Here is a 17,162-nt window from a genome sequence, read left to right on the forward strand (position 1 = left end):
TTTAAATGAATTTGGATAAAAAGAGATAAGAACGTACAGACTACATAATGATACTTTTACAATATAGTATTTCTTCTATCTATTCAAACGCAGGATGATATTAGCTGTGAATCGCGGTTAATAATTAGGATAGATATATCGTGCTTTAAGTGTTCAATCTAAATTACAGCGAGGTGTAGCGAAGTATATGTCAAAACGTTTAGATGAAATTAAAAGCGAATTAGATCACCATCTTGGACAGCGACTTATGTTAAAAGCAAATAGTGGAAGAAGAAAAACTGTGGAGCAATCAGGTGTACTAGCAGAAACATACCGTTCCGTTTTTGTTGTACAATTGGATCAACAAGAAGATGCGTTGCAACGTGTATCTTATAGTTATGCAGATGTTTTAACAGAGACAGTAGAGTTAACATTTTATGGAGACCCTCATAATGAGGTCATTTTATAATCCGTATACATTACATATATTCCCATAAATGAAAGGCTATATTATTTTGCATACTAACTGTACCGTAGCAAAATAAGGAGGGACTCTGCATTGAGTAGACGAAGAGGTGTCATGTCAAACCAATTTAAAGAAGAGCTAGCAAAAGAGCTTGGCTTTTATGATGTTGTTCAGAAAGAAGGATGGGGCGGAATTCGTGCGAAAGATGCTGGTAACATGGTGAAACGTGCTATAGAAATTGCAGAACAGCAATTAATGAAACGAAACCAGTAGTTGTAAGATACTTTCTATGCTACGGTAGCCGAGGAGACATTCCTCGGCTTTTTGTACTCGAAAAGGTGCCATCATTTTACATAAGTAGTTTCATTCTGAATGCTTTTCGTTATAATTAGGGAAGTGTCATCGTCTTACTATAAATTTATGGTAAAATAAACGATAAAAGATTGAGTACATAGAGTGGGTGAATAGATTGAAGCTACTAGTGAAAGCACCAGCAAAGATTAATCTGTCGTTAGATGTACTGGGAAAAAGACAAGACGGATATCATGAAGTGAAAATGATTATGACAACCATTGATTTAGCAGATCGTCTAGAACTAACGGAATTAGCAGAAGACCGTATTGAAATTTTATCCCATAATCGGTATGTCCCAGACGACCAACGAAATTTAGCTTATCAGGCAGCGAAATTATTAAAAGAGAAGTTCAATGTAAAAAAAGGTGTATCTATTACTATTGAAAAAACGATTCCAGTAGCAGCTGGATTAGCAGGTGGAAGTAGTGATGCAGCAGCGACATTACGTGGTCTTAATAAATTATGGAATTTAGGGCTTACAATTGATGAGTTAGCAGAGCTTGGCGCAGAAATTGGATCAGATGTATCGTTCTGTGTATACGGCGGCACAGCAATTGCCACTGGAAGAGGAGAGAAAATTGAGCATATAAAGACTCCGCCTTCTTGTTGGGTTATTTTAGCGAAACCACATATAGGTGTATCTACTGCTGATGTGTATGGAAATTTAAAGTTAAATCGAGTTACACATCCAAATGTAGATAAAATGGTTGATGTCATAAATTCTGGGGATTATAAAGGGATTTGTGATACTGTTGGTAACGTTTTAGAAGATGTAACATTTGGAATGCATCCTGAAGTTGCACGTATTAAATCACAGATGAAGCGATTCGGAGCGGATGCTGTATTGATGAGTGGAAGTGGTCCAACTGTATTTGGACTTGTACACCATGATTCACGAATGCATCGCATTTATAACGGATTAAAAGGATTTTGTGAACAAGTCTATGCGGTACGTTTATTAGGAGAGCGAGAAACGCTTGAATAAAGACGTATAATACGTTATGATTTGTTTAGAATATTCGTGATTTGAGGTGAGAGTATGAAAATTAGAAGAAGTACAAGATTAGTCGATATGACTTATTACTTGCTACAAAACCCTCGTCAGCTAGTATCTCTCACTTTTTTTGCTAAAAGGTATCAATCGGCTAAGTCTTCTATTAGTGAAGATTTAGTTATTATTAAGCAAACGTTTGAACAACAAGGGGTCGGCACATTGCAAACGATACCAGGAGCAGCAGGAGGAGTGAAATATATACCGTATATAAGTGAAGAAGAGGCAGATCTAATTATTGATGAGCTTTGTGGCTTATTTGAAAATCCAGATCGTATTTTGCCTGGCGGTTACTTATACATGACAGATTTATTGAGTAATCCTCGCCATATTAATGGCGCAGGTCGTTTGTTTGCTTCTGTTTTTGCTAGGCAATCAATTGATGCAGTTATGACGGTGGCAACGAAAGGGATTCCACTTGCTTATGCAGTGGCAAATTACTTAGATGTACCAGTTGTAATTGCAAGGAAAGATAATAAGGTAACAGAAGGTCCGACTGTTAGTATTAACTATGTGTCGGGTTCTTCTAAACGAATTCAAACAATGACGTTAGCAAAACGCAGCCTTCCAGAAGGATCGAATGTTTTAATTATTGATGACTTCATGAAAGCTGGCGGAACGATTCAAGGTATGATGAGTATGTTAGAAGAGTTCAAGGCTAATGTTGTTGGTATTGGTGTATTAGTAGAATCCACAGATATTGAAGAACGACTAATTAATAATTTTGTATCATTAATTCGTCTATCGGAAGTTGATGTGAAAGAAAAAACGATTCAAGTGGAAAAAGGGAATTATTCTCTTGCACCATTTGATGAAGGGCTTGTAGAGGCTGAATAAAAGGTAGAGCAGATTAGATAGCTCTATCTTTTTTATTTTATTTATAGATTATAAAATAGATGGACAAACTGCCTTTCGTACACTATTTTTAAAGAGTAAAATAAATAATAAAAGGGTGAAAAGTATGAAAGTTGTTCAAACAAGCAAGGCACCACAAGCAATTGGACCTTACTCGCAAGGGATTATTGTAAATAATATGTTCTATAGCTCAGGACAAATTCCATTGACGGCAAATGGGGAGCTTGTAACAGGAGATGTAACAGTACAAACAGAACAAGTATTTCAAAATTTACAAGCGGTATTAGAGGAAGCTGGTGCTTCATTTGATACAGTCGTAAAAACAACAGTATTTTTAAAGGACATGGATGATTTTAATGCTGTGAATGAAGTGTATAGCTCTTATTTCTCTACTCATAAACCAGCTCGATCTTGTGTGCAAGTAGCAAAATTACCGAAAGATGTTTCCGTTGAAATTGAAGTAATCGCCCTAGTTAAGTAACCTTTTGTAAGCGATAGCCTCCACTAATCTCTATATTCAACTACATTAAAAATTTTTATCTTAAAAATTTTTAAAAAATTAAAGGGAAAATAGAAAATTTGTGGAATTTATACAAATATATCGCTTATTTAGAAAAGGGTGGTGAACACAAGATGGAAGTGACTGACGTAAGATTACGCCGCGTAAACACAGAAGGCCGCATGAGAGCAATTGCCTCTATTACTTTGGACCATGAATTTGTTGTTCATGATATTCGTGTAATTGATGGTAATAATGGATTATTTGTAGCAATGCCAAGTAAACGTACTCCAGATGGAGAGTTCCGTGACATTGCACATCCGATTAATTCTGGTACACGCTCTAAAATTCAAGATGCGGTTTTAACAGAGTATCATCGTTTAGGCGAGTTAGAAGAGGTTGAGTTTGAAGAAGCAGGTGCTTCGTAAAATTCGAATGAAAAGGGCTTTGACGAAAAGCCTTATAATTTTGTAGCAAACTCCTGTAAGCATTTACAGGAGTTTGTTTTTTTGGCTTTATATTTGAAAATTTCATAATTCATTAACATAAAAAGAAGAAACTACTAATTTTTTCAAAATCATTTTAAATAGTATAGCTTATTTCTTAAAAAAGATACTAAAGAGTAAAACATCTTATAAGAATTATGGTAAAATTTAATAGTTAAAATGTGTTTCTTGAAATATATGATGATTTAGGATAATATCTTTAATGGATAAATAGGTTGCGATGGAGGGTCTATATGTCAAACAGATTTGCAGTGATTCTAGCTGCAGGTAAAGGCACACGTATGAAGTCTAAGCTATACAAAGTGCTGCATCCTGTATGTGGAAAACCTATGGTACAACACGTAGTCGATCAAGTATCTCAATTAGGATTGCAGAAACTTGTAACGGTTGTTGGACATGGTGCTGAAATGGTACAAGAACAGCTAGGGAACGTAAGTGAGTTTGCATTACAAGCAGAACAACTTGGTACAGCACATGCTGTAGATCAAGCTGCAAGTGTACTTGCAAATGAAGAAGGAACAACTTTAGTTATTTGTGGTGATACGCCTCTAATAACTGCTGAAACGATGGAAGCATTACTTCAGCAACATAAAGAAGCAGGAGCAATGGCGACGGTGCTAACAGCATACATAGAAGAGCCTGCTGGATATGGCCGTATTGTTCGTAATGAAAATGGTCATGTTGAAAAGATTGTTGAGCATAAAGATGCAAATGAGAAAGAATTAGCTATTAAAGAAATCAATACAGGTACGTATTGTTTTGATAATAAGGCTTTATTTGCTTCACTTTCTAAAGTTTCAAATGATAACGTACAAGGTGAATATTACCTTCCAGATGTTATTGAGATTTTAAAAAATGAAGGTCATATCGTATCAGCTTATCAAACAGAGCAGTTCGATGAAACGTTAGGTGTTAACGACAGAGTCGCTCTATCGCAAGCGGAAATTATTATGAAAAACCGTATTAACCGAAAGAACATGGTAAATGGTGTTACAATTATTGATCCAAGTAACACTTATATTTCTGCTGATGCAATTATCGGTAGTGATACAGTTCTTCATCCAGGAACAATTATTGAGGGGAACACTGTAATTGGTTCTGATTGTGAAATTGGACCGCATACAGTAATTCGTGATAGTGAAATTGGAGATCGTACGACAATTCGTCAATCTACTGTACATGATAGTAAACTTGGTACAGAAGTATCGGTTGGTCCATTTGCACATATTCGCCCAGATTCAGTTATTGGAGATGAAGTACGCGTTGGAAACTTCGTGGAAATCAAAAAGACTGTCTTTGGTAATAGAAGTAAAGCTTCACACTTGAGTTATATCGGGGATGCACAAGTTGGAGAAGACGTGAATCTTGGTTGTGGTTCAATTACGGTGAACTATGACGGTAAGAATAAATTCAAAACTGTGATTGGTAATGGGGTATTTATTGGATGTAATTCAAACCTTGTTGCTCCAGTAACAGTTGAAGATGGTGCTTATGTGGCAGCAGGCTCTACAATTACAGAGAATGTTCCATCAAAAGCATTATCGGTAGCACGTGCACGTCAAGTTAACAAAGAAGACTATGTTGATCAATTGCTGAATAAGAAAAAATCATAATGTGGAGGGTTAATCTAGATGTCGACTCAATATCTAAATTCTAATTTGAAAGTATTCTCTTTAAACTCTAATAAGGAACTTGCTGAGCAGATTGCAAAGCATATTGGAGTAGGACTAGGAAAATGTTCTGTTGATCGTTTTAGTGATGGAGAAGTTCAAATTAACATTGAAGAAAGTATCCGTGGTTGCGATGTATTCATTATTCAATCTACAAGCTTCCCAGTAAACGAACATATCATGGAATTACTTATTATGATCGATGCATTAAAACGTGCATCTGCGAAAACAATTAATATTGTTATTCCTTACTATGGTTATGCGCGTCAAGACCGTAAAGCGCGTTCTCGTGAACCAATTACATCGAAACTTGTAGCAAACTTGCTTGAAACAGCAGGTGCAACTCGTGTAATCACTCTAGATTTACATGCTCCACAAATTCAAGGGTTCTTTGATATCCCAATCGACCACTTAATGGGTGTACCGATTCTTTCTGATTACTTTGAAACAAAAGGTCTTAAAGATATCGTAATCGTGTCTCCTGATCATGGTGGTGTAACTCGTGCAAGAAAAATGGCAGATCGTCTAAAAGCGCCAATCGCTATTATTGATAAGCGTCGTCCTCGCCCGAACGTTTCGGAGGTAATGAACATTATCGGTAATATTGAAGGCAAAACAGCGATTTTAATTGATGACATCATTGATACAGCTGGTACAATTACATTAGCAGCAAACGCTCTTGTTGAGAACGGCGCTTCTGAAGTATATGCTTGCTGTACACACCCAGTATTATCTGGTCCAGCAATTGAGCGTATTCAAAATTCAAATATTAAAGAGTTAGTTGTAACGAACTCTATCGTATTACCGGAAGAGAAGAAAATCGACAAAGTACATGAACTTTCAGTTGCTCCATTAATCGGAGAAGCAATCATTCGTGTATACGAAGAAGAATCTGTGAGTGTATTATTCAATTAATTGGATAGAATGAGACGTAACCAAAATTGGTTACGTCTTTTCGTATCGAAAAAAGAAAGTAGTGGTACAAGAATGAAATTGATAGTAGGACTTGGGAACCCAGGTAGAGAATATGAATTAACAAGGCATAATATTGGATTTATGGCCATTGATGAGCTTGCGAAGCGTTGGAACATTTCTTTGAATGAACAAAAATTTAAAGGTGTATTTGGTGCAGGGTTTGTTAATGGAGAAAAGGTAATCTTATTAAAGCCGCTAACATATATGAATTTATCTGGGGAAAGTATTCGTCCACTCATGGATTATTATAAAATTGATGTTGAGGACTTCGTTGTTATGTACGACGATTTAGACATTCCTGTAGGTAAATTACGTCTTCGCATGAAAGGTAGTGCTGGTGGACATAATGGTGTAAAGTCAACGATTTCACACCTAGGAACACAAGAATTTCAACGTATCCGTATGGGAATTGATCGCCCGAAAAATGGAATGAAGGTAGTCGATTATGTATTAGGACGCTTTACATCTGAAGAGATTCCGGATGTTAATCATTCTATTGAAAAAGCAGCGGATGCATGTGAAGAGTGGCTAAATAAGCCTTTTCTCCAAATCATGAATACTTTCAATAGTTAAAAATGAGATTAGGAATAGTTCTCTTTTGTTTTACCCATACTAGTAGTAATTTAATTTTTAGGAGGCTAGTATGGAAGGGTATTATTATTGCAGACACTGCGGAGGTAATGTAGGCTCCATTAACGCAGAAAAAGTATATAGCGACGTTTTATTTCAACTAACAGAGCAAGAAGTAGTAGAGATGATTCATTTTCATGAGAATGGAAATATATATATAAAAACGATTTGTGAATCGTGTCAAGAAACGCTCGCATCTTATCCTGAGTATTATGAATATGAAAAATTTCTGCAATAAAATGTTGTCGCTTTGGCATGTCCAAAGCATTTTTCTGTTTTCCTTTTCCGAAATATTTGCATAAAATAGAATGACTTGCTCTTTATGTTGAGAGGAGTTTTAAAAATGATAGGTTTATTAGAGCAATTTTATAAAAATGAAGAGATACAATCGGTTATTAATGGATTAGAAGATGGGTTAAAGGAACAACTTATATCAGGGATGGCAACGTCTTCTCGTTCATTATTAATGGCGGCTTTATATAAAAAAACAAAAAAATCACAATTAATCGTGACACATAACTTATATCAAGCGCAAAAAGTACATGAAGATTTAGTGGCGTTACTTGGTGAAAAAGATGTGTGGCTATATCCAGTGAATGAACTGATAGCATCGGAAATTGGGGTTGCAAGTCCAGAATTGAAGGCGCAACGTATAGAAGTATTAAATCGTTTGGCTGCGGGAGAGAATGGAATCATTGTAGCTCCAGTGGCAGGATTGCGTAGATTTTTACCAATAAAAGAATTGTGGAAGCAAAAGCAAGTTGAAATCAATCTAGGGCAAGAGATTGATTTAGATGCGCTCTTGCATACTTTACATCATATTGGCTATGAACGTAAGTCGATGGTAGAAGCTCCAGGGGAGTTCAGTTTGCGCGGGGGAATATTAGATATTTATCCTTTAACTGAAGAACTACCATTTCGTATTGAATTCTTCGATACAGAAGTCGATTCTATTCGATTATTTGATGTGGATGAACAGCGTTCTCAAGGAAAAAAAGAAAGCGTTAAGTTTGGTCCGGCAACAGAGTTTTTATTTTCACAGGAAGAATTAAAATCAGGAATTCAGCATCTTGAAGAAGGTTTGACTAAGACGATGCAAAAACTTTCTGATGATAAACTAAAGACTACAGTACTTGAGACGGTAAGTCATGAAATTGAGATGTTGAAAAACGGGCAAAGTATAGAACAGATGTTTAAATACTTATCTATTTTCTATAAAGAACCTGCTAGTCTGATAGATTATTTACCAGAAGACGGTGTTGTAATTTTAGATGAGATTTCCCGTATTCAAGAAACAGCATCACATCTAGAAACAGAAGAGGCGGAATGGTATATATCACTTCTTGGTGAAGGAACAATTATTCAAGATTTATCTTTCTCTCACGCATTCGAGGGATTTCTTCATCATAAAAAAAGAAGTTTTGTATATTTAACGTTATTCTTGCGTCATATTGCACACACACATCCGCAAAATATTGTGAATGTAACATGTAAAACAATGCAAGATTTCCATGGACAGATGAATTTGTTAAAAACAGAAATTGATAGATGGAATGAAGGGCATTTTACGACTGTTGTACTTGGAACAGATGATGAACGTGTGAAAAAATTACAACATATTTTAAGTGATTATGATATTGAGGCAGATATTGTAGAAGGTACAGATATCTTATTGCCTGGAAGGTTACAAATTGCTGTAGGTGATTTACATGCAGGATTTGAAATGCCGATGCAAAAGCTTGTTGTCATTACTGAAAAGGAGCTTTTTCATAAGAAAGTTAAAAAATCACAACGTAAACAAAAGTTATCGAATGCTGAACGTATTAAAAGTTATTCGGAATTAAAAGTTGGAGATTATGTAGTTCATGTAAATCATGGTATAGGTAAATTTTTAGGTATTGAGACATTAGAGATTAATGGTGTTCATAAAGATTATTTAAATATTAAATATCAAGGTAATGATAAGTTATACGTTCCAATTGAACAAATTGATCAAGTCCAAAAATATGTAGGGTCTGAAGGTAAGGATCCAAAAGTTTACAAATTAGGTGGTAATGATTGGAAAAAAGTTAAAACGAAAGTTGAAAAATCTGTACAAGACATTGCGGATGACCTAATTAAACTATATGCTGAACGCGAAGCTTCAAAAGGCTATGCATATACGCCAGATACAGCAGAACAACAAGAGTTCGAATCATCTTTCCCATATCAAGAGACAGAGGATCAGTTACGTTCTATTGACGAGATTAAAAAAGATATGGAACGCGGACGCCCGATGGATAGGCTCCTTTGTGGTGATGTAGGGTATGGAAAGACTGAAGTGGCTATTCGTGCGGCATTTAAAGCAATTATGGATGAAAAACAAGTTGCAATTTTAGTACCGACAACGATTCTTGCGCAGCAACACTATGAAACAATTCGAGAGCGTTTTCAAGATTATCCAATCAATATAGGATTATTAAGTAGATTCCGTACGAGAAAACAACAAAATGAAACGATTAAGGGTTTAAAGGATGGCACAATAGATATTGTAATCGGAACACATCGTATTTTATCTAAAGATGTTGCTTATAAAGATTTAGGGCTTCTTATTATTGATGAAGAACAAAGATTTGGTGTGACGCATAAAGAGAAAATTAAACAATTGAAGGCGAATGTTGACGTATTAACATTAACGGCAACTCCGATTCCGCGGACGCTTCATATGTCTATGCTTGGTGTGCGCGACTTATCTGTTATTGAGACACCGCCAGAAAATCGTTTCCCAGTCCAAACGTATGTAGTAGAGTATAATCCAGCATTAATGCGAGAGGCGATAGAGCGAGAGCTTGCAAGAGGCGGTCAAATTTACTTCCTATATAACCGTGTAGAGGATATTGAAAGAAAAGCAGATGAAATTTCGATGTTAGTTCCAGATGCCCGCGTAACGTACGCACATGGGAAAATGAACGAAAGTGAATTAGAGTCTGTTATGCTATCATTTTTAGAAGGACAGCATGATGTTCTTGTAAGTACAACAATTATTGAGACGGGTGTAGATATTCCGAATGTAAATACGTTAATTGTATTTGATGCAGATCGTATGGGATTATCACAGTTGTATCAGCTTCGTGGGCGTGTTGGACGTTCTAATCGTGTTGCATATGCATACTTTGCCTATAAACGTGACAAAGTGCTGTCAGAGGTTGCAGAGAAGCGTCTGCAAGCAATTAAAGAGTTCACGGAACTTGGATCTGGTTTCAAAATTGCAATGAGAGATTTATCTATTCGTGGAGCGGGTAATTTGTTAGGGGCAGAGCAGCATGGATTTATTGATTCTGTCGGATTTGATCTATATTCTCAAATGTTAAAAGATGCAATTGAACAGCGTAGAGGAACAGATGGGGCTGAAAATACAGTTAATGTTGAAATTGACTTAGAGGTAGATGCATACTTACCAGATGCTTATATTTCAGATAGTAAGCAAAAAATTATGATGTATAAACAATTTAGAGGTGTTTCTGCAATTGAGGATATTGAAGAATTGCAGGAAGAAATGATCGATAGATTCGGTGATTATCCACAAGAAGTCGGTTATTTATTACAAATTGCAAATATTAAAGTGTTGGCAATGAAAGAACAAATTGAGTTAATTAAACAGAATAAATTTGAAGTAACATTCCTGTTTTCTGAACAAGCAAGTCAAAATATTGATGGTGGAAAATTATTCATGCTTGGAAATAGTTTTGGACGTATGATCGGTTTAGGAATGGAAGGATCACAATTGAAAATTGTTATGAAAACAAATGGTTTAGAGACATCGAAGTGGTTAACAATTGCTGAAAATTTATTAAAAGGCTTACCAGATGTAAAAAAAGAAGTAATAAATGCCTAAAATAAGATAAAAAAATACAATTCGACGTGCATAGAAGAACTAATGTGTAAAATACTATGTCTAACAGTTGGTGATTTTTACATGAACAGGTAAATTCACCACTTTGATCATCAGTAGAAAGTGAGGCAGCATTAGAATGAAAGCAACTGGAATCGTACGTCGAATTGATGATTTAGGCAGGGTAGTAATCCCGAAGGAAATTCGTAGAACTTTACGTATTCGAGAAGGAGACCCACTAGAAATATTTGTTGATCGCGATGGAGAGGTAATTTTAAAGAAGTATTCTCCAATTAGTGAACTAGGTGATTTTGCAAAAGAATATGCTGAGGCTTTATATGACAGCTTAGGACATAATGTGCTTGTCTGTGATCGAGATTCTATCATCGCAGTATCAGGCGTATCGAAAAAAGAATACTTAAATAAAAGTGTTGGCGATTTAATCGAAAAAACGATGGAAGAACGAAAGTCTGTTATTATGACGGACGAAAGTGATATTTCCATTATCGATGGTGTAACAGAAAAGGTTCATTCTTATACAGTTGGACCGATTGTTGCAAACGGAGACCCAATTGGAGCTGTCATTATTTTTTCGAAAGAAGCTATTATAAGCGAAATCGAGCATAAAGCGGTTAATACTGCTGCCAGTTTCTTAGCGAAACAAATGGAACAGTAAGGGTGTATAATTTTAGAAGTAGCAATTTTTCCTAATTATGATCTTTCTTTTTGAGAAATCAATTATTTGGAGATATATGTATATTGAATGAAGGTAGCGCTTTGCTACCTTTTTTCGTTGAGTATTTTTAACGGTGCAGGAACCTATTATTACCCGTGGTGGTAAGGCAGCTTGTTCATTTCTTTATGATATAATACGAGAGGTGAGAATAGAAAAAGGAGTTTTCTTGTATGGAAGCGAAGAAGTATCAAGCCTTTTGGCGTGGGGCTATTATATTAACGATTGCAAGTTTTGTTACAAAAGTATTAAGCGCTTTTTACCGTATTCCATATCAAAATATAGCGGGTGATATTGGTTTTTATATTTACCAACAAATTTACCCGTTTTATGGATTTTGTTTAATTTTAGCTACTTATGGGTTTCCTATTATCATTTCGAAAATGGTTGCAGAACGACTAGAGCGGGGAAAACAAAAAGAAGCAGAAGAAATTATTTGTGTATCTTTTTGTTTTTTATTGGGAATTGGTTTTATAGGCTTCTTTACATTGTTTTTTGGGGCCAAAACAATTGCGATAGCTATGGGCGATATATACTTAGATAAGTTACTACGTGCTATTTCATTTTCATTCTTATTGATGCCGTTTTTGTCTGTAGCAAGAGGGTATTTTCAAGGCTTCAATAATATGATGCCAACAGCTGTTTCGCAAGTAATAGAACAAACAATTCGAGTTTCTATTATTGTATTTTTATCGCTATTCCTAATTGCTCACGGATTTGATTTATATACAGTTGGTGCAGGGGCTATGTTAGGCTCAATTGCGGGTGGACTTATTGGGATTATTGTACTTATGTTGTATATGCGTCGAGATTTTCGTTCTATATTTTTCAAAAGTGTAGCGAGAATTAAGGGCAAAAGGAGGATAATTAAAATCCTTTTTTGGCAGGGGTTAGCGATTTGTGTTAGTAATTTAGTGCTTATTTTTATACAGATGGCAGATTCAATATCCTTGTACACCTTACTTATTGGTGCGGGAGAACAGGTTGAAAGTGCAAAGGTATTAAAGGGTGTTTATGATAGAAGTATTCCGCTAATGCAATTAGGTACTGTTGTGACGACTTCTTTCTCGTTGTCACTTATTCCAATTATTACAGCGGCGAAGGAAAGAGGAGATCTTTCCTTTATTCAAGAAAAGGTAAAGTTAGCAATGAAAATAACACTTGTTATTGGACTTGCAGCAGCTATTGGACTAACTTGTATTATTCAACCTACGAATATTATGTTGTTTGAAAATAGTGATGGATCAGATGTTTTATCTATTTTATCTTTATCTATTTTATTTAGTTCGTTGTCAATTACGACGGCTTCTATTTTACAAGGGTTGGGACAAACATTTAAGCCAGCATTATTTGTTGTATTTGGAGGTTGCTTAAAGTTAGCGTTAAATTATATATTTATGCCTTATTTTGGTGTGAAAGGGGCAGCCTTTGCGACTTTGTGTGCGTTAATTATAATTTCTGGGCTAAATAGTTTGTTGCTTATGAGAGCTGTATCAGGATCGCTTATCAATAAGCGAAATATGTTAGGTGTAGTGATTAGTGGTATCTGTATGGGATTTGTATTAATGATGTTCACACGTGTGTTGCAGGTGTCTGGATTAGTAATTGATACGGAACATAGAGGAATCGCGACGCTTGAAGCGTTGCTAGGTGTAGTTGTCGGCGGATTGACATATATGTTTTTAATTTTGAAATTACGTGTATTTACAAAAAAAGAATTAGGAACCGTTATGAAACAAGAGAAAAAAGAAGGTTCATTGAAGAAGAGTGGATAGAGGTGACAGATTGTGAGTGGAATCATTACTATTTTAGGTTTAGGTGCTGGTGAATTAGATCAGCTAACGATGGGTGTATATCGAAAGATAAAAGAAGCAGATCATCTGTTTGTTAGGACGAAGGAACATCCAGTTATAGAAGAATTGGAGAAAGAAGGCGTACAATATACGGCTTTTGATGATGTATATGAAGCGCATGATACGTTTGAAATTGTATATGAAACAATTGCGAATAAATTGCTAGAACAAGCTGAAGGTACAGAAATTATCTATGCTGTTCCAGGGCATCCGCTTGTAGCAGAAAGAACAGTTCAGCTACTGTTGGAAAAAGGTGAAGATTCAAATGTTGAAGTGCGAATTGAGGGTGGACAAAGTTTCCTTGATCCTATGTTTGCAAGCCTAAAGATTGATCCAATTGAAGGATTTCAATTACTTGACGCTACATCATTTAAAAGAGGACAATTAGAATTACGTCAACATCTAATCTTTTGCCAAGTATATGATGCATTCGTTGCATCTGATGTGAAATTAACATTAATGGAGATGTTGCCGGATGATTATGAAGTGTATATCGTAACAGCTGCAGGAACTTCATTTGAACAAGTAAAGAAGGTACCGTTGTATATGTTAGATCATGAAACGGAATTGAATAATTTAACGAGTGTGTATGTGCCGCCAGTTCAGGAGCGTGCATCCTTGTATCAACAGTTCGATGTACTTAGAGAAATTATTGCAGAACTTCGAGGCCCAAATGGTTGTCCGTGGGATAAAAAGCAAACACATCAATCATTAAAGAAATATTTAATTGAGGAAGCTTATGAAGTATTGGAAGCAATTGATGAAGAGGATGATGATCACTTAGTAGAAGAATTAGGTGATATATTATTACAAGTTATGCTTCATGCTCAAATTGGAGAAGATGAAGGTTGGTTTTCTATAGATGATATCATTCGAACTCTATCTGAGAAAATGGTTCGTCGCCATCCACATGTATTTGGAAATACGGATGTAAACAATGCTGATGAAGTGATTGCCAATTGGGAAGAAATTAAAAAACAAGAAAAAGGATTCGTGAAAGAATCTGTTTTAAATGGCGTTCCAAAAAGTTTGCCGCAGTTACTACGCGCCTATGAAATTCAGAAGAAAGCCGGTAAGGTTGGATTTGATTGGGTTGATGTGCAGCCTATGATAGAGAAAGCTTTGGAAGAATGGCAAGAGTTCCAACAAGAAGTTACAAACATGGATGAGGAAAAGATGCTAGGTGAGTTTGGTGATTTACTATTTGCATTTGTTAATATAGCTCGTCATTATAAAATAGATCCAGAAGAGGCGTTACGTTCAACTAATGAGAAATTTACTGGTCGTTTTTTATACATGGAGGCAAAAGTAGCTGAAATGAATAAAGAGATGGAAGATTTATCATTAGAACAGTTAGATGTTTTATGGGAAGAAGCGAAACAAACAGAGCGTTAATAGGGGGATTTGAGATGCGTCTAGATAAGTTTTTAAAAGTGTCACGTTTAATTAAAAGAAGAACATTAGCGAAAGAAGTAGCTGATCAAGGAAGAATATCTATTAATGGTCAAGTGGCAAAAGCAAGTTCGGATGTGAAAGTAGCTGATGAATTAACAATTCGTTTTGGTCAAAAAATAGTGACTGTAAAAATAAATGAATTGAAAGAAACAACTAAAAAAGAAGATGCAGCAAATATGTATAGCTTAGTTCGCGAAGAAAAAGTAAAAGCGGAAGAAGGCTTGTTCTAAAATCATTTATCCCCTCATACATTACTATTAGCTAGTAAAAACCTATGGGGGGATTTACGTGAATAATGGTTACTCACCTACGTCTTCTAATCAACAAAATGTTTCTGTGGAGCATGATATTATTATGCGTGGAAGGCGTGTAATTGATATTACTGGTGTGAAGCAGGTAGAGAGTTTTGATAGCGAAGAGTTTTTACTCGAAACCGTAATGGGTTTTTTAACGATTCGTGGTCAAAATTTACAAATGAAAAATTTAGATGTAGAAAAAGGTATTGTGTCGATTAAAGGGAAAGTTCATGAGATGCTGTATATTGATGAAAATCAAGGAGAAAAAACTAAAGGTTTCTTTAGTAAGTTGTTTAAATGAGCTTAACAATTCAGTTGTATACAATGCTTTCAATGATTGGAATGGGTGCTTGGATTGGAGCATCTTTAGATACATATCAACGTTTTTTAAAGCGTCAAGAACGTAAACGTTGGCTTGTATTTATACATGATATACTATTTTGGATTGTCCAAGCATTATTTGTCTTTTATGTATTGCTTCTCGTAAATGAAGCTGAGTTACGTATATATGTGTTTTTGGCATTATTATGTGGTTTTGCGGCATATCAAAGCTTACTGAAAGCACTATACATGAAGCTGTTAAATTTTCTCATCTATATTTTTATGCAAACAACATATTTTTTTGTTCGAATTATACAGCTACTCATGATAAAACCTGTTATTATTATAGCGCAGCTATTTATTGCATTTATATTATTCTTATTTCGTATACTGCTTTCAATTGGACATGTGTTATGGAAAATGGTGATTTGGATATTACTTTTCATATGGAAAGTTTTTTTCTGGCCTGTTCGATTTATTGCTTCGCTCATATGGAAACTTCTCCCTAATCGTGTTAAACTTTTTATAGTGAAACATATAGGGTTCCTGCAATATATAGCAAAATTGAAGGGACATATCTTCCAAATATGGGAGCGTATAAAAAAGAAGTTAGGGGGACCTCGGAAATGAGGGAACTGAGACAAAGAACAATCGAAAAACAGAGTCCAAATCCTGTTAAAGAGCATATAATACAAACGGATGAGAACAGGAAGCGACTTTATCGCCGTTTAGCGGTTTTTCTTGTCTTTACTTTTACAATTATTGCGAGTATTAGTGTAACGTTTTATCAACAAAACAGTTCCATTAAAGCAAAAGAAGCAAAAGTTAAGGACATGAAAAAAGAACTGGATTCATTAACGAATAAAGAAAAAAGTCTAAAAGACGAAGTTCAAAAGTTAAATGATGAAGAGTACGTATTAAAGATTGCTAGAAGGGATTATTTCTTCTCTGGTAAAGGGGAGATAATTTTTCCTGTTTCGAAGTAGAGTATGTCTTATTGACACTATATTTTAGGATTATATATAATAAAGTAAAATTTGACTTTTTAACCACTAAGGAGGAGCATTTTTTTTATGTCAATCGAGGTAGGCAGCAAGTTACAGGGTAAAGTAACAGGTATTACAAATTTTGGGGCTTTTGTGGAGCTGCCAGAAGGCTTAACTGGTCTTGTTCATATTAGTGAAGTTGCTGATAACTATGTAAAAGATATTAACGATCACTTAAAAGTGGGCGACCAAGTAGAAGTAAAAGTTATTAATGTTGAAAAAGATGGAAAGATTGGTTTATCTATCAAAAAAGCGAAAGAACGTGAAAAAACAGAAGGAGATCGTCCACGCGGTGAATACCAACGCGGTGGTGATCAACAACGTTCTGGACGTCCACAACGTAATAATCGCTCTTTCAACAGAGATAATCGCGGTGGCGGTAACGACCGAGCTCCAAAAGAAACATTTGAGCAAAAGATGGCACGCTTCTTAAAGGATAGCGAAGATCGTTTAACTTCTTTAAAGCGTAACACAGAGTCTAAACGTGGTGGCCGTGGCGCACGTCGCGGATAATAAGACCGTTTAGTTTTTAACATATAGAGAGGTACCCAGAGTGATGGCTCAGGGTACTTTTTTATATGTGAAAATATATTTTAAAAAAG

At 35.5% G+C, this 17,162-nt stretch carries 19 protein-coding genes; all 19 read left to right on the forward strand.

Going from position 1 to position 17,162, the window contains the following annotated elements:
• Nucleotides 1-187: 187 nt before the first annotated feature.
• A complete protein-coding gene (locus tag C4S65_RS29465) occupies nt 188-448 on the forward strand; it encodes a Veg family protein (protein ID WP_000044347.1) in 261 nt (86 codons plus the stop codon).
• Nucleotides 449-559: 111 nt separating this feature from the next.
• Nucleotides 560-718 carry a small, acid-soluble spore protein, alpha/beta type gene (locus C4S65_RS29470; protein ID WP_000070633.1) on the forward strand — a complete coding sequence of 53 codons (159 nt, stop codon included), beginning with the start codon at nt 560-562 and terminating at the stop codon, nt 716-718.
• A gap of 196 nt (nt 719-914) precedes the next feature.
• Nucleotides 915-1,784, forward strand: a complete 870-nt coding sequence (gene ispE, locus C4S65_RS29475; protein WP_000772104.1) for a 4-(cytidine 5'-diphospho)-2-C-methyl-D-erythritol kinase — start codon at nt 915-917, stop codon at nt 1,782-1,784.
• 54 nt (nt 1,785-1,838) lie between these two features.
• Nucleotides 1,839-2,687, forward strand: coding sequence for a pur operon repressor (gene purR / locus C4S65_RS29480; protein ID WP_061666991.1), 849 nt, complete (start codon nt 1,839-1,841; stop codon nt 2,685-2,687).
• A gap of 124 nt (nt 2,688-2,811) precedes the next feature.
• On the forward strand, nt 2,812-3,186 hold the full coding sequence (locus C4S65_RS29485; RefSeq protein ID WP_000869815.1) for a RidA family protein: 375 nt from the start codon (nt 2,812-2,814) through the stop codon (nt 3,184-3,186).
• A gap of 152 nt (nt 3,187-3,338) precedes the next feature.
• Nucleotides 3,339-3,632 carry a septation regulator SpoVG gene (gene spoVG, locus C4S65_RS29490; RefSeq protein ID WP_000454041.1) on the forward strand — a complete coding sequence of 98 codons (294 nt, stop codon included), beginning with the start codon at nt 3,339-3,341 and terminating at the stop codon, nt 3,630-3,632.
• Nucleotides 3,633-3,943: 311 nt separating this feature from the next.
• A complete protein-coding gene (glmU, locus tag C4S65_RS29495) occupies nt 3,944-5,323 on the forward strand; it encodes a bifunctional UDP-N-acetylglucosamine diphosphorylase/glucosamine-1-phosphate N-acetyltransferase GlmU (protein ID WP_000071039.1) in 1,380 nt (459 codons plus the stop codon).
• An 18-nt stretch (nt 5,324-5,341) separates the two neighbouring features.
• Nucleotides 5,342-6,295, forward strand: coding sequence for a ribose-phosphate diphosphokinase (locus tag C4S65_RS29500; RefSeq protein WP_000107420.1), 954 nt, complete (start codon nt 5,342-5,344; stop codon nt 6,293-6,295).
• A 72-nt stretch (nt 6,296-6,367) separates the two neighbouring features.
• Complete coding sequence (pth, locus tag C4S65_RS29505) at nt 6,368-6,928, forward strand: aminoacyl-tRNA hydrolase (protein ID WP_000767702.1); 561 nt, start codon at nt 6,368-6,370, stop codon at nt 6,926-6,928.
• Between the two features lie 70 nt (nt 6,929-6,998).
• Nucleotides 6,999-7,223 carry an anti-sigma-F factor Fin family protein gene (locus C4S65_RS29510; RefSeq protein WP_000399438.1) on the forward strand — a complete coding sequence of 75 codons (225 nt, stop codon included), beginning with the start codon at nt 6,999-7,001 and terminating at the stop codon, nt 7,221-7,223.
• 105 nt (nt 7,224-7,328) lie between these two features.
• The gene (mfd, locus tag C4S65_RS29515; protein WP_061666992.1) at nt 7,329-10,859 is read left to right on the forward strand and encodes a transcription-repair coupling factor; all 3,531 of its coding nucleotides are present in this window, start codon (nt 7,329-7,331) and stop codon (nt 10,857-10,859) included.
• A gap of 136 nt (nt 10,860-10,995) precedes the next feature.
• Nucleotides 10,996-11,532 carry a stage V sporulation protein T gene (gene spoVT / locus C4S65_RS29520; protein WP_000648306.1) on the forward strand — a complete coding sequence of 179 codons (537 nt, stop codon included), beginning with the start codon at nt 10,996-10,998 and terminating at the stop codon, nt 11,530-11,532.
• A gap of 230 nt (nt 11,533-11,762) precedes the next feature.
• Entirely contained in the window at nt 11,763-13,364 is a 1,602-nt protein-coding gene (locus C4S65_RS29525; protein ID WP_103945733.1) for an oligosaccharide flippase family protein, read from the forward strand.
• A 12-nt stretch (nt 13,365-13,376) separates the two neighbouring features.
• Nucleotides 13,377-14,837, forward strand: coding sequence for a nucleoside triphosphate pyrophosphohydrolase (gene mazG / locus C4S65_RS29530; RefSeq protein WP_061666994.1), 1,461 nt, complete (start codon nt 13,377-13,379; stop codon nt 14,835-14,837).
• 14 nt (nt 14,838-14,851) lie between these two features.
• On the forward strand, nt 14,852-15,127 hold the full coding sequence (locus tag C4S65_RS29535; RefSeq protein ID WP_001234876.1) for an RNA-binding S4 domain-containing protein: 276 nt from the start codon (nt 14,852-14,854) through the stop codon (nt 15,125-15,127).
• Nucleotides 15,128-15,185: 58 nt separating this feature from the next.
• Nucleotides 15,186-15,494: a sporulation protein YabP gene (yabP, locus tag C4S65_RS29540; RefSeq protein ID WP_001059105.1), complete on the forward strand. Its 309-nt coding sequence runs from the start codon at nt 15,186-15,188 to the stop codon at nt 15,492-15,494.
• Nucleotides 15,491-16,144, forward strand: coding sequence for a spore cortex biosynthesis protein YabQ (gene yabQ / locus C4S65_RS29545; RefSeq protein ID WP_000059770.1), 654 nt, complete (start codon nt 15,491-15,493; stop codon nt 16,142-16,144). The genes yabP and yabQ overlap by 4 nt, the downstream gene beginning before the upstream one ends.
• Entirely contained in the window at nt 16,141-16,500 is a 360-nt protein-coding gene (gene divIC, locus C4S65_RS29550; RefSeq protein WP_001208739.1) for a cell division protein DivIC, read from the forward strand. Before yabQ ends, divIC begins: the two co-directional genes overlap by 4 nt.
• An 87-nt stretch (nt 16,501-16,587) precedes the next feature.
• Entirely contained in the window at nt 16,588-17,073 is a 486-nt protein-coding gene (locus C4S65_RS29555) for a S1 domain-containing RNA-binding protein (RefSeq protein ID WP_000021451.1), read from the forward strand.
• Nucleotides 17,074-17,162 lie beyond the last annotated feature (89 nt).

The organism is Bacillus sp. ok061, from assembly GCF_900108285.1.
In the GTDB taxonomy this organism is placed as follows: Bacteria; Bacillota; Bacilli; order Bacillales; family Bacillaceae_G; genus Bacillus_A; species Bacillus_A thuringiensis_S.

Coding starts and splice junctions, on each gene's coding strand:
- spoVG (WP_000454041.1), top strand. CDS start 3,339: ATGGAAGTGACTGACGTAAGATTACGCCGCGTAAACACAGAAGGCCGC.
- yabQ (WP_000059770.1), top strand. CDS start 15,491: ATGAGCTTAACAATTCAGTTGTATACAATGCTTTCAATGATTGGAATG.
- C4S65_RS29525 (WP_103945733.1), top strand. CDS start 11,763: ATGGAAGCGAAGAAGTATCAAGCCTTTTGGCGTGGGGCTATTATATTA.
- pth (WP_000767702.1), top strand. CDS start 6,368: ATGAAATTGATAGTAGGACTTGGGAACCCAGGTAGAGAATATGAATTA.
- glmU (WP_000071039.1), top strand. CDS start 3,944: ATGTCAAACAGATTTGCAGTGATTCTAGCTGCAGGTAAAGGCACACGT.
- C4S65_RS29535 (WP_001234876.1), top strand. CDS start 14,852: ATGCGTCTAGATAAGTTTTTAAAAGTGTCACGTTTAATTAAAAGAAGA.
- C4S65_RS29500 (WP_000107420.1), top strand. CDS start 5,342: ATGTCGACTCAATATCTAAATTCTAATTTGAAAGTATTCTCTTTAAAC.
- purR (WP_061666991.1), top strand. CDS start 1,839: ATGAAAATTAGAAGAAGTACAAGATTAGTCGATATGACTTATTACTTG.
- spoVT (WP_000648306.1), top strand. CDS start 10,996: ATGAAAGCAACTGGAATCGTACGTCGAATTGATGATTTAGGCAGGGTA.
- C4S65_RS29465 (WP_000044347.1), top strand. CDS start 188: ATGTCAAAACGTTTAGATGAAATTAAAAGCGAATTAGATCACCATCTT.
- C4S65_RS29510 (WP_000399438.1), top strand. CDS start 6,999: ATGGAAGGGTATTATTATTGCAGACACTGCGGAGGTAATGTAGGCTCC.
- mfd (WP_061666992.1), top strand. CDS start 7,329: ATGATAGGTTTATTAGAGCAATTTTATAAAAATGAAGAGATACAATCG.
- C4S65_RS29485 (WP_000869815.1), top strand. CDS start 2,812: ATGAAAGTTGTTCAAACAAGCAAGGCACCACAAGCAATTGGACCTTAC.
- divIC (WP_001208739.1), top strand. CDS start 16,141: ATGAGGGAACTGAGACAAAGAACAATCGAAAAACAGAGTCCAAATCCT.
- C4S65_RS29470 (WP_000070633.1), top strand. CDS start 560: ATGTCAAACCAATTTAAAGAAGAGCTAGCAAAAGAGCTTGGCTTTTAT.
- C4S65_RS29555 (WP_000021451.1), top strand. CDS start 16,588: ATGTCAATCGAGGTAGGCAGCAAGTTACAGGGTAAAGTAACAGGTATT.